Genomic DNA, 15,577 nt, shown 5'->3' with positions numbered 1-15,577 from the left:
CAAAGAACCGGGGGGATGATCGGATGTTGCGAGCCGCGTGCGCGGTGCTCGCCGCCGTGGTGATGGTCTGCGCGGCGCCTGCCGCTCACGCGCAGACGAAGGTGACGATCGCCGACCGGGAACCCGCGGTCTCGCCGGCCGACGGGAGCTACACCGTCTCGGTCACCCTCACGAACGTCACTGAGGATGACCTCCCGGTGACCGCGATCTCACCCGCCGACGGCTGTGGTGTGACGCTCACCGGCTCACCCGTGGACGCCGCCTCGACCGGCACCGTGAAGCTGACGTTCGACCGCGGGTGCGCCGCCGCAGACCTCGAGCTCGTGACGTTGCAGGCCGGCGGCCAGTCGATCGAGCTCGCACCGAAGTATCCCGCGGCCGAGACGACGGACTGGGACGAGCTGCGGGGGTTCGCCTGGGCGTTCTTGGGCTCCGCCGGGCTGATGCTGCTGCTCGGCTTATATTGCTGGCGTGTGCCGTGGGTGCAGCTGGCTGGACTTCCGGACACGTGGAAGTTCGGCGACAGCCTGGTCACCAATGTCACGTTGCTGGGCGGAACGCTGACCGCGGTCGTCGGTTCGGCCGATGTCGTGAAGGCCTTCCTGGGCCCGGACGCCGACAAGTCGATCGCGCTGATCACCGTCGGCGCGGCAGTCTCTGCGGCGATCATCGCGCTCGGTGCCGTCGTGCTGTTCACGTTCCGCTGGAACGGCAACTTCACGCTCTTCGGGTTGCTGGCCGCGGCGGCGGTGACGTTGGCGGGAGCCGGTGGCGAGCTCGCGATCATCACCCGGAGCGCGCGGGAGCTGACCCTCGGCGGGTGGGAGGGCCGGATCGAGACGATCGCCTACGCGCTCGCGGTGCTGCTCGTCCTCTACTCCCTGAGGAGCCTGAAGGAAGCGATCGATCAGGGGCTGACCGAGGCCGCGCCGGTGAAGCTCAGCGGTGAGATCGTGGCCGCGGCAGTCATCGTGGCGGCAACGTCGGACAAGCCGATCGACGCGCGGGAGCTGCTGGCCGCGATCCGAGCCGTCCGTGACAAGCCCGAGGTCGGAGCTGACGCAGTCGCGCCCGAGCCCTCCGGAGGGACGTTGTTCCGCCGCTTCGTCCGGTGGCTGTGGTCCGCCGGGAAGCCCGCTCCCAACGTGGCTGTCACCGACAAGGCCGCATTGCTCTAGCCGTCCTACCCTCGAAGGTATGCAGCTCGCCACGCTCGAGAACACGTTCGCCCGCGAGCTGGAAGGGCTGACCGTCCCGTGGCAGCCGGTCGCGGCGCCCGAGCCGCAGCTGCTCCTGCACAACGAGGCGCTGGCGGCGGAGCTGGGCGTCTCGTTCGATGTCGACGTCTTCGCGGGGCGCGCGGTCCCGGAGGGCGCGGTCCCGGTGGCGATGGCCTACGCGGGCCACCAGTTCGGCGGCTACTCGCCGCGGCTCGGCGACGGACGCGCGCTGCTGCTGGGCGAGCTGATCGACGCGTCCGGGCACCGGCGTGACCTCCACCTGAAGGGCTCGGGCCGGACGCCGTTCGCCCGCGGCGGCGACGGCAAGGCCGCGATCGGCCCGATGCTGCGCGAGGCCGTGATCGGCGAGGCGATGCACGGCCTGGGGATCCCGACGACCCGCGCGCTCGCCGTCGTGGCGACGGGCGAGCCGGTGTTCCGCGAGGCGGGTCCGCTGCCGGGCGCGGTGCTCACGCGGGTCGCGTCCTCGCACATCCGCGTGGGGACGTTCGAGTACGCGGCGCGCAACGGCGGCCTGCGCGAGCTCGCCGACTACGCGATCGCCCGCCACTACCCCGGGCTGGGGTACTTGGAGTTCCTCTCGGCGGTGGTCGACGCCCAAGCGCGGCTGATCGCCCAGTGGATGCTCGTCGGCTTCATCCACGGCGTCATGAACACCGACAACATGGCGATCTCCGGCGAGTCGATCGACTACGGCCCGTGCGCCTTCATGGACGCGTACGACCCGGGCACGGTGTTCAGCTCGATCGACCACGCGGGCCGTTACGCCTACGGCAACCAACCCCGGATCGCCGTGTGGAACCTGTCCCGCTTCGCCGAGACGCTGCTGCCCCTGATCGGCGGCGACGACGCGGTCGAGCGCGCGACATCGGTCCTGCAGTCGTTCGACGATCGCTACGGCGCGGCCTGGCGTGCGGGTATGACGGCGAAGCTCGGCCTGCGTGAGCCGGACGCGTCCTTCTTCGAGGACACTTTGTCGTTGCTGGCGGCGCAGCGCGTGGACTACACGAACTTCTTCCGCGCGCTGCCGGACGCGGCGCTGGGCGACGCACGCCGCGCGCACGCGCTGTTCACGGACCCGTCGGCGTTCGACGCCTGGGCCGACCACTGGCGCCCGCTGACCTCGTCGGACGGGTTGGCGGCGATGAACACGGTCAACCCGGCCTACATCCCCCGCAACCACCTCGTCGAGGAGGCGCTGACCGCGGCCACCAACGACGACCTATTGCCTTTGGGCCGCCTGATGGAGGTCCTGGCCCGCCCGTTCGACGAGCGCGAGGAGCGCGCCCCGTACGCGGAGCCCGCACCGGACCGCTTCACCGGCGTCTACCAGACGTTCTGCGGCACATAGCCCTCCCGTGAGCGTCGTCATCCGACTCGAGGTGGACCTCGCGGAGACCGAGCGGGGCGGGCGCCGCCGGCCGGTGCGCGACGGCTACCGCGCTTCGCTCTCCTTCGGGCGTCGGCGCCGTGACGTCGAGCCGATCGTGCACGACGCGGTGCTCGTCTTCGAGGACGTGGAGTCGCTGGAACCGGGCGCGTCGGCGATCGCCCGCGCGTGGATGTTCGACGAGCTGCCGCGACGCGGCGTGGATGACGACGACGTGATTGCCCTGCTCGAGCGCGACCGGATCATCGGCCGCGCCCGCGTGCTGTCCGTCCACGAGGACGACACGCCCCAGCCGCTCGGCGACCTCGCTACGGCCAAGCGCCGCGCCCTGGGGTGTGGCGCGGACGACACCTAGGAGCCGCAGACCCCGGCCAGGGGCGCGGGTACGGTGCGGGCATGTTCAGGGTCTGCCTCGTGCTCTCGCTCGCCGTCCTCGGCCTCATCACCGCGTCCGCGTCCGCCGCCACCACCGTCATGGCCTGCGGGTCCAAGTACCGCCAGCACCCGTCCTCGTGCGTCGTCGGCAGCGACGGCTCGACCGCCGGCACCGCGCGTCTGAGCAGCCTGCGCTGGACGGGCTGGAGCAAGAACACCGCGACCGCGAAGGGCCGGCAGTCGGCCAACCACCGCGAGCGCGACGGCTCGCTCCCGCGCTACCGGACGACCGTGCAGGTGAGCGGGCTCGACTTCTGCGACGGCCGGTCGTACTACACGCAGATCCGCTTCAAGACGTCCTGGCCGGACACGCGCGCCCGCTACTCGGAGTGGTTGTCGCTGCGCACGCCCTGCTCGTAAGCTCCACGCCATGCGCGTCGTCGGCCTGCTCGTGCTCCTCGGTGGACTCCTGCTCGCCGCGGCTCCCGCCCAGGCGTTCCCGGTCATGTCGTGCTGGAACGGCACGGGCCAGGACTGGCTGGACCGTCCGACGACGTGCACCTACAGCGTCGAGGGCGGCCCGGGGACGCGCCTGGTGAGCCTGAAGTGGCGCCGCTGGGGTGAGCCCACGGCGACCGCGACGGGACGCCGGGTGGCGAGCCGTCGTCGCCACCGCGCCACCGTGCAGGTGCGCCGCCTGATGCAGTGCGGCGACACGGCGACCTACTACCAGGAGATCCGCATCAAGACCTGGTGGCCGAAGACCAAGCCGCGCTACTCGCAGTGGCGGCCGCTGACCGTCCCGCGCTGCTAGCTAGAACTTCACGAGCATCTTGCCGGTGTTGGCGCCGCGCAACAGGTCGATGAAGGCCTGCGGCGCGGCCTCCACGCCGCCCTCGACGATCGTCTCGCGGAACTTGACCTTGCCGTCGCGCACCCACGCGCCGACCTCTTCGAGGAACGCGGGGCGGCGGTCCGCATGGTCGCTGACGATGAAGCCGCGCAGCGTCAGGCGCTTGCCGACGGCGAGGAACAGGTTGCGGACACCGTAGGGGTTGCCGTTGTAGCCGGAGATCGCGCCGCACAGCGCGGCGCGGCCGCCCGTGTTGAAGGCGAACAGCGCCGCCTCGAGGTGCTCGCCGCCGACGTTGTCGAAGTAGACGTCGATGCCGTCGGGCGCGGCGTCCTGGAGGAGCTTGGCGACCTTGCCGTCGTGGTAGTCGAACGCGGCGTCGAAGCCGAGCTCGTCCGTGAGCCACGCGACCTTCTCGGGCGAGCCGGCGCTGCCGATCACGCGCGGGTTGCCGCGCAGCTTGGCGATCTGGCCGGCGAGTGAGCCGACCGCGCCCGCGGCGCCGGACACGAAGACCACGTCGTCGGGCTCGAGGGCCGCGACGTCGAGCAGGCCGGCGTAGGCCGTGAAGCCGGGCATGCCCAGGACACCCAGGAACGCCGAGTTGCTCACGCCCTCGATCGGCGTCACCTTCGCCGCGTGCTTCGCGGGCAGGACCGCGAGCTCCCGCCAGCCGAGGCCGTGCACGACGATGTCGCCCTGCGCGAAGCCCTCGGCCCGCGACTCGACGACCTCGCCGAGCGCGCCGCCGTCGAGCGCCTGGCCGATCTGCCACGGCGGCGTGTAGGACTTGGCGTCGTTCATCCGCCCGCGCATGTACGGATCGACGGACATGAAGGTGGTGCGCACGACGATCTCACCCTCGCCCAGGGCGGGGACGTCGGTCTCAGCGAGCTCGAAGTTGGACGGCTGCGGTTCGCCCTCGGGGCGCGAAGCGAGCCTGATCTCTCTGCTGGTCATCTTGGTTGACGCTACCCGCGCGCTCGATCTCCACGCGGTTGTCGTGATAGACGGCGCCGCCGCCCATGTCCGAGTCGCGCTCGTCGGTGGTGGCGTTGACGTTCGCGCCGCCGCGCACGTGCTTGAGCCAGTGGCCCTTGGTGGAGGCGACGACGCCCTCGCGCACGCTGTCGGCGACGAGCACGTCGGCGAGGAACTCTCCGCGCGCGTTGAAGACGCGGGCGACGTCGCCCGTCTCTAGACCGCGCGCGGCCGCGTCGCTGGGGTGCAGCGTGACGCGCGGGCCGCCGGCCTTCGCCATCAGGTCCGGCTTGTTGGCGAAGATCGTGTTCAGGAACCAGTGGCTCGCGGGGGCGATGAGCGCGAGCGGGTGGTCGTCATCTGGCCGCGTCGCCTGGCTCGGCGTGTAGCCCGGAATCGGATCGAGGCCGTCCTCGGCCGCGCGCTCCGAGTAGAACTCGAGCTTGCCGGAGGGGGTCGGGAAGCCGTCGGTGAACGGCACGAACCGCTCGGGCAGGTAGCGCTTCCAGCCGGTCTCCCACAGCTCCTCGAACAGGTCGTCGCCGAGCAGCGTGCGCGCGACCTCCTCGTCGGACGCGTGGAGCGCGGGCTCGTGCAGGTCCATGGCCTTCGCGATCCGGCGGAACGTCTCGAGCGTGGAGAGCGCCTCGCCGCGGGGCGCGACCGCCGGGCGGTTGAGGTGGATGTAGGAGTGCCCGTAGCCGTCGTTGACGTCGAGGTGCTCGGTCTGCATCGTGCTCGGCAGGACGATGTCCGCGTAGTCGACGGTGTCGGTCGGGAACTGCTCCATCACGACCGTGAACAGGTCCTCGCGCATGAGGCCCTCACGCACGCGGCGCTGGTCCGGGTTCGAGCCCATCGGGTTGGCCTGGTAGACGACGAGGGCCTTCACGGGCGGGTCGTCCTGGTTGAGCAGCTCGTCCGCGAGCCGGACCATGTTGAGGCTGCGCACGGGGGTCTCGAGCAGGTCGTCGCGGAGGATGCCGTCGAGGTTGGGCGTGAAGCGGCCGCTCGTCGAGTAGGACGCGCCGCCGCCCGGGTACTGCCAGTCGCCGGTGATGCCGGGGATGGCGTAGAGCATCCGCAGCGCGGCGCCGCCGCCCGCGTGGCGCTGCATGCCCTGCGTGCAGCGGATGCCGGTGGGCCGGGTGGTCGCGAGCCGCTCACCGAAGGCCCGGATGCGCTCCTCGGGCAGCCCCGTGAGCTCGGCGACGCGCGCGGGCGGGAACTGCAGGATGCGGTCCTTGAACTCGTCGAAGCCGACGGTGTTCTGCGCGATGTACTCGCGGTCCTCGGCGCCCAGCTCCAGCACGACGTGCAGCAGGCCGAGCGCGAGCGCGGCGTCCGATCCCGGGAGCGGCGCGAGCCACTCGTCGGCGCGCTCGGCGGTGCGGGTCTTGATCGGGTCGATCGAGACGACGTACGCGCCGCGCTTCTGCGCCTCGCGCATGAACTTGAAGACGTGATGGCCGGACGTGAGCGGGTTCGTGCCCCACAGCAGGATGAGCTTGGAGTCCACGAACGTCTCGGGGTCCATGCCGGCGGCGGTGCCGGTCGTGTACGACGCGCCGATCCGGCCGGCGACCGAGCACGCGGTCATCTCGTGCCGGGACGCGCCGAGCACGTTCCAGAGCGGTCGTCCGGCGCTGCCTTCCAGCCCCTGGACCCAGCCGAGCGAGCCCGTGCCCTGGAACGGCCAGATCGCCTCGCCACCGAACTCGTCGCGCACGGCGAGCAGACGCTCGGCGATGGTCTTCGTGGCCTCGTCCCAGCTGATCCGCTCGAACTTGCCCTCGCCCTTGGCTCCGACGCGGCGCAGCGGGTAGAGCAGCCGGTCGTCGGCCTGCACGTGCTCCAGGTACCCGTTGACCTTGGCGCACAGCGCGCCCGCCGTGTACGGGTGGTCGCGGTTCCCACGCAGCCGCGTGGCCTTGCCGTCCTCGACCGTCACGACCCAGCTGCACCCGTCCGGGCAGTCGAGCGGGCAGGCACCGAAGACGTCAGCCATGGCTATTGAGACTACCTTTGCGACTCGTGGACCTTCCTGCGTACGCCCGCGCGGTGCTCGGCGGCCCGGACTTCATCGCGCGCAAGGCCGCCGGCTCGGCGCACGATCCCCAGCAGCGCTGGCTCCTGCGCCGCCCGCGCGAGCTGCGTCGCGCGTTCCTGCGCGACGTCGTCGAGGGCGGGGAGGACCAGGAGCGCTGGATGCTGCTCCAGCACGACGAGGTCTGCCGCTCGTTCGTCGAGGAGGTCCTGTCGGTGGCGGATGAGCCGGACCGCCAGGCGATCTGGCTGCTCCAGCAGCCGCGCGGCGTGCGCGAGTCCTACGTGCGCGACGTGCTCAGCGCCTGAGCGACGCGCTTCTGCACGGCACCCGGGTTGGTCGTCGCCTCGATCCAGGTCGTGCGGATGACCGTGAAGCGCAGCTCCTCGAGCAGGAGCTGGCGGGTGGCGTCGTCGGCGCGGGCGATCATGTTCCCGTGGAAGCGCTTGCTGTCGGCCTCGAGGATGAGGCGCTGGTCGGGCCACAGGAAGTCGGGGATGTAGCGCGTGCCTTTCAGGGGCGAGTTGACGAGCGGGCGAGGGAGCTGCGCCTCGTGGATGAGGTGCAGGACGAGGTTCTCGTTCTCGCTCCTGGTAGGCGCGGCGGTGGCGACGACCTCGCGCAGCTGCTTCGCGCCGCGGCCGGAGTACGTGACCAGCTCCGGGCCTTCGATGAGGCCGAGGCCCATGCCGTGGTTGACCGCGCCGCGGAGTGACTCGAACGGGACGGTGGGGGCGATGTCGAAGATCGCCCGGGCGGGGGTGACGACGGGGATGCCTCTGTGGACGGTGGCTTCGATGTGGTCGGAGCGGTGGTGGTTGATGCCCTTTTGCCGTCGCAACGTCGGGGACGTCACGTCGGGGAAGCGGTGGATCCACGGGCGCAGCCCCCACAGGACGGCGGCGCAATAGTGGGAGAGCGCAGCTCCGGCGCCGCAGGCCTTGACCGCGGCCAGGAAACGGCCTTCGAGAGAGAGGCGGGGATGACCAACCGCCCAGACACCCCGATAGATGGGGAACAGACGCCCGGCCGCCACACGTTTTGAGATCGCTTGCCTCGACAGCCCGATCTCGCGCAGATCGTTCATGTCCACCACGCCCCACTGGTCGACGGCGACGCGAGCGATCATTTTGTCAACCGTGAGTTGACAAATCGAACGGTCGGAAGGCATGGGCGGATGGTCTCGCCACCGCCTGTCACGAAACAAGACGCAACTGCCACGACTTTGTGACTCTTGCGCGCGGTCTAAATGAGAACGTGTGTCGTCTACCGGACAGCGTGTCCTGACCCGCCGCGGGTGAGGACTAGTCTCGGTCGCCAAGGAGCCGGGACGGCTGGGGAGTTTGTCCCGGAGGCACTCAACGCCGGGAGGCGTACATGCGGAGAGTTGGCACCGGGCTGGCAAGCCTGGCGATTGCGGCTGGGCTGGCGGCGACGGTCGCGCTGGATGCGGGCGCGGCCCCGCCGGTCGGGACCACGCAACAGCAGCCCCAGACGGACGACCTGCCGAACCCGCTCGAGGAGAAGCGGCGGGAGCTGCGCGCGGAGGCGATCCAGGACGTGCTGACCGGCCGCGCGAAGGTCGAGCAGCGCGGGGCGAGCAAGGTCGTCAAGGTCGGCAGGACCGGGGCGCCGGCGGCGCAGGCCGAGGATCAGTACGTCGAGCTCGCGCGCGAGAAGACGGACAAGATCTTCGTGGTGCTGGCGGAGTTCGGCAACGAGCGCGCGGCCGGCTATCCCGACCAGGACACGAACAAGAACATCCCGGGTCCGACGACGTGGAACGGGCCGGTGCGCAACCAGATCCCGGCGCCCGATCGCAGCAAGGACAACAGCACGGTCTGGCAGCCGAACTACGACAAGGCGCACTACGAGCAGGTCTACTTCGGCGCCGGCGACACCGCCGACTCGGTGAAGTCCTATTACGAGCGCCAGAGCTCAGGCCGCTACAGCGTCGAGGGCCAGGTCACCGACTGGGTCAAGGTCCGGTACAACGAGGCGCGCTACGGCCGCTCCGGCGGCTACCCGTGCCCCGACAACGTGTGCGCGAACACGTGGGACCTGATCAAGGACGCGATCGACACGTGGGTCGCCGACCAGCACGCCAAGGGCCGCACGGACGAGCAGATCAAGGCCGACCTCGCGTCCTATGACCAGTGGGACCGCAACGACTTCGACCACGACGGCAACTTCAACGAGCCCGACGGGTACATCGACCACTTCCAGATCGTCCACGCCGGCGGCGACGAGGCCGACGGCGACCCGCACCAGGGCGAGGACGCGATCTGGTCGCACCGCTGGAAGGCGTTCCAGGGCACGGGCGAAGGTCCGGCGAGCAACAAGGACGGCGGCACGCAGATCGGCACGACCGGCCTGTGGGTCGCGGACTACACGATCCAGCCCGAGAACGGCGGTGTGTCCGTGTTCGCGCACGAGTACGGCCACGACCTCGGCCTGCCGGACCACTACGACACCGCGGGCGGCCCGGACAACGCCGTCAGCTGGTGGACGCTGATGGCCCAGAGCCGCACCTCCGACACGAGCGACCAGGCGATCGGCACGCGCGCCGCGGACCTCGGCGCGTGGGACAAGCTGCAGCTCGGCTGGCTGGACTACGAGATCGTCCCCGCCGGGCAGACCCGCACGCTCGACCTCGGCCCGCACGAGTACAACAGCGCGAAGGCGCAGGGCGTCGTCGTGCCGCTGCCGCAGAAGACGGTGACGCACGACGTCGGCGCGCCCGCGGCGGGCGCCAAGCAGTGGTGGTCGGGCACCGGCAACGACCTCGACAACACGCTCACGCGCTCGGTCGCCGTCCCCGCGGGCACGACCACGCTCACGTTCCAGGCCCGCTGGAACATCGAGGACTGCGGGACCACGCCGTGCGACTACGGCTACGTCGAAGTCGACGACGGCACCGGCTTCAAGGCGATCAAGGGCTCGATCACCAAGGAGGGCAACGGGATCGACGGCTACCAGGCGACGTACACGCCGGCGACGTTCGACCTGTCCGCCTACGCCGGGAAGACCGTCCAGCTGCGCCTGCGCTACAAGACCGACGGCGCCGCCGAAGGCCAGGACCCGAGCGCCGAGGCGGGCTTCTTCGCCGACGAGATCAAGGTGGTCAACGGCACCACGACCGTCTTCGCCGACGGAGCGGAGAACGGCGCCAACGGCTGGACGGCCAACGGCTGGACCGCGGTCGCGGGCTCCTTCGACACGCTCCACGACCACTTCTACATCGCCTCCAACCGCACGTACGCGTCCTACGACAAGTACCTGCAGACCGGCCCGTACAACTTCGGCTTCCCGGATCGGCCCGACTGGGTGGAGCACTTCCCGTACCAGAACGGCCTGCTCGTCTCCTACTGGGACACGAGCCAGGGCGACAACAACGAGTCCGAGCATCCCGGCCAGGGCCTGATCCTGCCGATCGACGCGAACCCGCGCCCGATCTACCGCCTGGACGGCAAGCCGTGGCGCGGGCGGGTCCAGACCTACGACGCGCCGTTCGGCCTGGAGAAGTCCGACTCGTTCACGCTCCACACGGAGACGGGCGCCGCGAGCTACATCCGCGGCCAGGCCGCCGTGCCCACCTTCGACGACCGCAAGGAGTACTGGGATCCGGCACTCCCGACGGTCGGCGTGAAGGTGCCGCACGTCGGGGTCCAGATCCGCGTGACGCAGCAGAGCGGCACGTCCATGAAGATCCGCGTCAGCGGGACGCCGGGCACCTAGCGGGCCCGCCGCGCGAGTGCCCTCGGCCGTGAGGCCGAGGGCATCCGCCCCGGCCACCACGCCTTGTGCCCCACCAGCGCGGTGAGCGCCGGCACGAGCACCGAGGAGACGACGAGCGAGGCGAGCAGGATGCCGAACGCCATCGCGAAGCCCATCTGGCGTGCCCCCTGGTCGGGCTCGAGCATCAGCGTCCCGAAGGACGTCGCCAGGACGAGCCCGGCGGCCGCGATCGCCGGCGCGACGCGCCGCACGGCTTCGGCGACGGCCTCACGCGGTGAGCGCCCGGCGAGCATCTCCTCCCGCAGCCGCGCGGTCATGAGGATGTTGTAGTCCGTGCCCAGCGCGACGACGAACAGGAACAGCACCAGCGGCAGCGTGAACGCGACGCCGTGCGCCCCGCCCAGCACCTGGAACACCAGCACCGACGCGCCGAGCGTCGCCGCGAACTCCAGCGCGACGGCCAGCAGCAGGTAGGCGGGCGCCACCACGCTGCGCAGCATCACGACCAGGATCAGCCCGATCAGGCCCGCCGCGAGCGGGAAGATGAGCCGCAGGTCGTGGTCGATCGCGTCGCTGACGTCGGCGAAGACGGCCGCGTTGCCGGCGACCATCGCCGTCGTGCCGGCCGGTGCCGCGCGGCGGGCGGTGTCGCGGAGCGGGCCACGGGCCACCGCCATGCCGGCCGCGCTCGTCGCCTCGTCGTCGAGGGCGACGTCGATCTGTGCGCCGCGCCGATCAGCCGTCAACACGGCCTCGCCGGCATCGCCGACGCCGTCGACCCCGGCCAGTGCGCGCCGCAGCGGCGCGAGCTCGCCCGCGCTGAGGGCGTGGTCGGCACGCACGTACACCGGCTGCGGGTCGCTCGCGCCCCGCGGCAGCGTCGCGGCGATCTCGTCCGCGGTGCGCGACGCGGCCGTCGACGGCCCGCCGGAGCCGAGGTCGTAGTTCGACTGCGTGCCCAGCGCGGCCGCCGCCAACGCGACGAGGACGGCGGTGACCGCCAGCGCCGTACGCCCCGGATGCGTCGCGATCCGCAGGCCGAGACGCTCGGCGAGGCCGCCGGCCGGCTCCTCCTGCCAGCGCTTGGACGGCCAGAACAGCGCACGGCCGGACACCGCCGCGATGGCGGGCATCAGCGTCACACCCGCGGCGAGCATGACCAGCACGGAGATCGCGACGGCCGGGCCGAGGACACGGAACTGGCCGAACTGCGCGATCCCGAGCGTCGCGAACGCGGCGACGATCGCGAGCGCCGCCGACGCGATGACCGGCCCGATGCGGCCCGCGGCGTGCAGCGCCGCCGTGCGCTTGTCCTCGCCCATCCGCAGCCGCTCGCGCAGGCGGAACAGCAGGAACAGGAAGTAGTCGATGCCGACGCCGACCAGCACGACGGTGATCAGCTGCGGCGTGCCGGTGTCCAGCTTGAAGCCGAAGACGAGCGCCGCCGCGACGATCAGCCCGGTCGCCGCGCCGCCGACGACCACGATCGCCAGCAGCGGGAGGACCGCCGCCAGCACACCGCGGAAGAACAGCAGGCTCAACCCGAGCACGGCGGCGAAGAGGAGGATCGAGGCGAGGTACTGCCTGACCTCGGACGCCTTGGCCGCGTCGGCGACCGACGCGATGCCGCCGGTGAAGCCCGCCCGCAAGCGGTGCGTGGCGGCCTGGTCGGCGACGTCGTCGCGGAACTGGCGGTACGCCGCGAGCGCGACCGGGTCGGTGGTGTTGGCCTGCCACTGCACGCCGGCGAGCTGGAAGCGACCGTCGGGAGCGACGGGACCGGCCGCGGAGCCGAGCAGCTTCCCGGCGCGGTCACCGACGCCGAACGGGTCGGACTCGGCCTTCAGCGGCTCGAGGTCGGGCCGCCAGCGTGGGAGGTCGTCGGTGATGGACGCGACCGCGGCACGATCGTCGGAGGTGAGGCGGCCGCCGTCGGCGCGCGCGAGCAGGACCGTGACGGTCGTCGTGCCTTCGCGCACGTCGAACGCGTCGCGGGCGTAGCGCAGCGCCGCCGCCGACTCGGACTGCTTCGGCAGGAACTGCGCCGTGTCGTCGGTGGTGACGTTGAACGACTGCCACGCGCCCAGCGCGCTCAGCGCCAGGCCGAGCACGACCCAGGTGGCGATGACGCGCTTCGGGCGGGTGGTGGCGTAGTGGAGGATCTGGGCCAGCATCGAGACGTGGCTCCTTGCGGTGGGAGGACGGGGAGGTCCTCCTCATCGTGCGTCGCGACACGCGTGGTGACATCGACCGCGCGACGGGTTCACGCTCCGTCGAAAGTCGGAGGCGCTCCGGCGCGAGCGCACCTAGGCTGAAGCCATGAGCTGGGTACGACCGACGCGCGGTGACCTCCTCCTGGCCGGCGTCGCCACGCTCTTCGGGGTCGTGAGCGTGCTCATCGTCCACCCCGCACCGGGCAGCGGTGTGCGCCGTGACGCCGACGTCTGGGGCGTCCTGCTGGCGGTCCTCGCGACCGCTCCGCTCGCGTTGCGCCGTGCGGCCCCGCTGCCGATCGTGGTCGCGACGGGCCTCGGGCTCGTCGTTGCCGCCGCCCGCGGCTACCCGCTCGCCGCCGCCGGGCTGGGCCCGGCACTGGCGACCACCTCGGCGGCGTACCTGACCGACCGGCGCGGCACGATCCTCGCGGGGGCGACGTTCCTCCTCACGGCGGTGACCAGCACGGCGCTGGCCCTGCGCGGTGACCCGTTGGAGAGCGTGCAGATCGCGACGGTCGCGGTCATCGGCGTGCTGGCGGCGGCGGTCGGCGACATCCTGCGCACGCTGCGCGCCCGGAACGCCGAGCTCGACGCGCTGCGCGCCATCGAGGCGCGGGAAGCCGTCGCCCAGGAGCGCGTCCGCATCGCTCGCGACGTCCATGACGTCGTGGGCCACGCGCTCGCCGGGATCGCGCTGCAGGCCCGCGCCGGGCGCCGGCTCCTCGAGCGCGACACGGCGCGCACGGCGGAGGCGCTGCGCGAGATCGACGAGCTGGCCACGCGCGCGCTCGGCGAGACGCGCGACGCGATCGGCCGCATCCGCATGCCCGACCAGCCGGCCGAGCTTCAGCCGCAGCCGCGCCTCGACGACCTCGACGACCTCGTGGCCCGGCTCCACGACGAGGAGCTGGAGGTGCAGCTCCGGCGCGAGGGCGACGCGGGCGCCGTGCCGGCCTTCGTCCAGGCCTCGGCGTACCGGATCGTGCAGGAGGCGCTCAACAACGTGATCAAGCACGCCCGGCCGGCGCACGCCGTCGTGACCATCGCGGCCCGCGCCGACGGCATGGTCGAGATCGACGTCCGCGACGACGGCCGCCGCGGCCCCACCGACGACGGCCGTGGCCACGGCCTGCGCGGCATGCGCGAGCGGGCCGCGCAGCACGGCGGCTCGCTGGAGGCCGGGCCGGGTCCGGACGGCGGCTGGCGGGTCCACGCGCGGCTGCCGGCCGGCGGGAGGGCGGCGCGATGATCAAGGTGCTGATCGCCGACGACCAGGCGATCGTCCGGAGCGGGTTCCGCGTGCTGCTGGAGTCCGAGCCGGACCTGGAGATCGTCGGCGAGGCGGAGGACGGCGTGCAGGCCGTCGCGCTGGCGCGACGGCGGGCGGCGGACGTCGTGCTGATGGACGTGCGCATGCCGCACCTCGACGGCCTCGCGGCGACCCGAGAGCTCGCCGGGCCGCAGGTCGCCCCCGAGGATCACGTCGACGTGATCGTCATCACGACCTTCGACCTCGACGAGTACGTGTTCGGCGCGCTCCGCGCGGGGGCGGCCGGGTTCCTGCTCAAGGACGCGCAACCCGAGGTGCTGGTCGACGCCATCCGCGCCGTCGCGAGCGGCAAGGGCCTCGTCGATCCGGTCGTGACGCGGCGCCTGATCGCGCGCTTCGCCGAGCTGGCGCCGGACCCGACCCGCGCGGCCGCGCTGACGGCGCTGAGCGACCGCGAGCGGGAGGTCCTGCTCCAGGTCGCGAGCGGGCGCAGCAACGCCGAGATCGCCCGCGTCCTGACCGTCGAGGAGTCGACGATCAAGACGCACGTCAGCGCGGTCCTCGCCAAGCTCGGCCTGCGCAGCCGCGTCCAGGCCGTGATCCTGGCCTACGAGACCGGGCTCGTCACCCCCAGCGGCCGGTGACGCCCGACCTCACTGGCTGAAGCGCAGCATGTTCCCCGACGGATCGCGGAACGCGCAGTCACGCACGCCGTAGGGCTGGTCGAACGGCTCCTGCAGCACCTCGCCGCCCGCGGCCTGGATGCGCTCGAAGGTCGCGTCCACGTTGTCGGTCTTGAAGTTCACCGCGCGCAGGAAGCCCTTGGCCAGCAGCTCGTCCATCGCCGCGCGATCGGCGGCCGGCGCGTTCGGGTCGGCGAGCGGCGGCTCGAGCACGATGCTCACGTCGGGCTGGTTCGGCGGGCCGACCGTCACCCAGCGCATGTTCTCGTAGGAGACGTCGTTGCGGACCTCGAGCCCGAGGACGTCGCGATAGAAGGGCAGCGCCTTCTCGTGGTCGTGCACGGCGATGAAGCACTGCGCGATGTTGATGCTCATGGACCGCAAGCTACCGCCGGCTTGCGGCCTTGGCTTCTCCATTTCTGACCGGTCGCGTGTTGACCTTGGCGATGCACGGCGCGATCTCCGCGCTGGCGTCGTGGTCACGCGCCCGGTAGGCGCTCGGGGTCTCCCCCACGAGCTCGGTGAAGCGCGAGCTGAACGAGCCGAGCGAGGTGCAGCCGACCTCGAAGCAGATCTCGGTGACCGACAGGTCGCCGCGCCGCAGGAGCGCCTTCGCGCGCTCGATCCGGCGCGTCATCAGGTACGAGTGCGGCGTCTCCCCGTAGGCCGCGCGGAAGCTGCGCGAGAAGTGCCCCGGCGACATCAGGGCGACGCGCGCGAGCGCCGGCACGTCGAGCGGCTCCGCGTAGTCGCGGTCCATCGTGTCGCGCGCCTGGCGCAGCC

At 71.7% G+C, this 15,577-nt stretch carries 15 protein-coding genes; 9 read left to right on the top strand and 6 right to left on the bottom strand.

The features are described from left to right. Positions 1 to 23: 23 nt before the first annotated feature. From OJ997_RS04040 to OJ997_RS04020, 5 genes are read left to right on the top strand one after another with little or no spacing between them, the layout of a single operon-like run. Positions 24 to 1,178 carry a hypothetical protein gene (locus OJ997_RS04040; protein WP_270023736.1) on the top strand — a complete coding sequence of 385 codons (1,155 nt, stop codon included), beginning with the start codon at positions 24 to 26 and terminating at the stop codon, positions 1,176 to 1,178. Between the two features lie 19 nt (positions 1,179 to 1,197). Beyond that, positions 1,198 to 2,592: a protein adenylyltransferase SelO gene (locus OJ997_RS04035; RefSeq protein ID WP_270023734.1), complete on the top strand. Its 1,395-nt coding sequence runs from the start codon at positions 1,198 to 1,200 to the stop codon at positions 2,590 to 2,592. A gap of 7 nt (positions 2,593 to 2,599) precedes the next feature. Then, complete coding sequence (locus OJ997_RS04030; RefSeq protein ID WP_270023733.1) at positions 2,600 to 2,986, top strand: hypothetical protein; 387 nt, start codon at positions 2,600 to 2,602, stop codon at positions 2,984 to 2,986. A gap of 41 nt (positions 2,987 to 3,027) precedes the next feature. Further along, positions 3,028 to 3,426 (top strand): hypothetical protein, encoded by a 399-nt coding sequence (locus OJ997_RS04025; RefSeq protein ID WP_270023732.1) that lies wholly within the window; start codon positions 3,028 to 3,030, stop codon positions 3,424 to 3,426. 10 nt (positions 3,427 to 3,436) lie between these two features. Then, entirely contained in the window at positions 3,437 to 3,820 is a 384-nt protein-coding gene (locus tag OJ997_RS04020; protein WP_270023731.1) for a hypothetical protein, read from the top strand. On the opposite strand, the gene OJ997_RS04015 is transcribed toward OJ997_RS04020, so the two are convergent. Further along, the gene (locus tag OJ997_RS04015) at positions 3,821 to 4,819 is read right to left on the bottom strand and encodes an NADP-dependent oxidoreductase (RefSeq protein ID WP_270023729.1); all 999 of its coding nucleotides are present in this window, start codon (positions 4,817 to 4,819) and stop codon (positions 3,821 to 3,823) included. After that, complete coding sequence (locus OJ997_RS04010; RefSeq protein ID WP_270023728.1) at positions 4,746 to 6,848, bottom strand: molybdopterin-containing oxidoreductase family protein; 2,103 nt, start codon at positions 6,846 to 6,848, stop codon at positions 4,746 to 4,748. The genes OJ997_RS04015 and OJ997_RS04010 overlap by 74 nt, the downstream gene beginning before the upstream one ends. 26 nt (positions 6,849 to 6,874) lie before the next feature. On the opposite strand from OJ997_RS04010, the gene OJ997_RS04005 reads away from it, so the two are divergent. Then, positions 6,875 to 7,195: a hypothetical protein gene (locus OJ997_RS04005; RefSeq protein WP_270023727.1), complete on the top strand. Its 321-nt coding sequence runs from the start codon at positions 6,875 to 6,877 to the stop codon at positions 7,193 to 7,195. Here the strand turns inward: OJ997_RS04005 and OJ997_RS04000 are convergent. Then, a complete protein-coding gene (locus OJ997_RS04000) occupies positions 7,168 to 8,016 on the bottom strand; it encodes a type IV toxin-antitoxin system AbiEi family antitoxin domain-containing protein (RefSeq protein WP_270023726.1) in 849 nt (282 codons plus the stop codon). The two genes, OJ997_RS04005 and OJ997_RS04000, sit on opposite strands and share 28 nt — an antisense overlap. A gap of 248 nt (positions 8,017 to 8,264) precedes the next feature. Here OJ997_RS04000 and OJ997_RS03995 point away from each other — a divergent pair, with 248 nt between their 5' ends. Next, a complete protein-coding gene (locus OJ997_RS03995) occupies positions 8,265 to 10,625 on the top strand; it encodes an immune inhibitor A domain-containing protein (RefSeq protein WP_270023724.1) in 2,361 nt (786 codons plus the stop codon). Here OJ997_RS03995 and OJ997_RS03990 read toward each other — a convergent pair. Continuing rightward, positions 10,622 to 12,799 carry an MMPL family transporter gene (locus tag OJ997_RS03990; RefSeq protein WP_270023723.1) on the bottom strand — a complete coding sequence of 726 codons (2,178 nt, stop codon included), beginning with the start codon at positions 12,797 to 12,799 and terminating at the stop codon, positions 10,622 to 10,624. The two genes, OJ997_RS03995 and OJ997_RS03990, sit on opposite strands and share 4 nt — an antisense overlap. A gap of 145 nt (positions 12,800 to 12,944) precedes the next feature. Here OJ997_RS03990 and OJ997_RS03985 point away from each other — a divergent pair, with 145 nt between their 5' ends. Both OJ997_RS03985 and OJ997_RS03980 read left to right on the top strand, forming a co-directional pair. After that, the gene (locus OJ997_RS03985) at positions 12,945 to 14,090 is read left to right on the top strand and encodes a sensor histidine kinase (RefSeq protein ID WP_270023722.1); all 1,146 of its coding nucleotides are present in this window, start codon (positions 12,945 to 12,947) and stop codon (positions 14,088 to 14,090) included. Continuing rightward, complete coding sequence (locus OJ997_RS03980; protein ID WP_270023721.1) at positions 14,087 to 14,755, top strand: response regulator; 669 nt, start codon at positions 14,087 to 14,089, stop codon at positions 14,753 to 14,755. Before OJ997_RS03985 ends, OJ997_RS03980 begins: the two co-directional genes overlap by 4 nt. 9 nt (positions 14,756 to 14,764) lie before the next feature. On the opposite strand, the gene OJ997_RS03975 is transcribed toward OJ997_RS03980, so the two are convergent. Beyond that, positions 14,765 to 15,169 (bottom strand): VOC family protein, encoded by a 405-nt coding sequence (locus OJ997_RS03975; RefSeq protein WP_270023719.1) that lies wholly within the window; start codon positions 15,167 to 15,169, stop codon positions 14,765 to 14,767. A gap of 10 nt (positions 15,170 to 15,179) precedes the next feature. Then, on the bottom strand, positions 15,180 to 15,554 hold the full coding sequence (locus tag OJ997_RS03970) for a helix-turn-helix transcriptional regulator (protein WP_272599343.1): 375 nt from the start codon (positions 15,552 to 15,554) through the stop codon (positions 15,180 to 15,182). Positions 15,555 to 15,577 lie beyond the last annotated feature (23 nt).

Source organism: Solirubrobacter phytolaccae (assembly GCF_027587195.1).
GTDB classification, from domain to species: domain Bacteria; phylum Actinomycetota; class Thermoleophilia; order Solirubrobacterales; family Solirubrobacteraceae; genus Solirubrobacter; species Solirubrobacter phytolaccae.
This window is presented reverse-complemented; position numbering and strand designations above follow the sequence as displayed.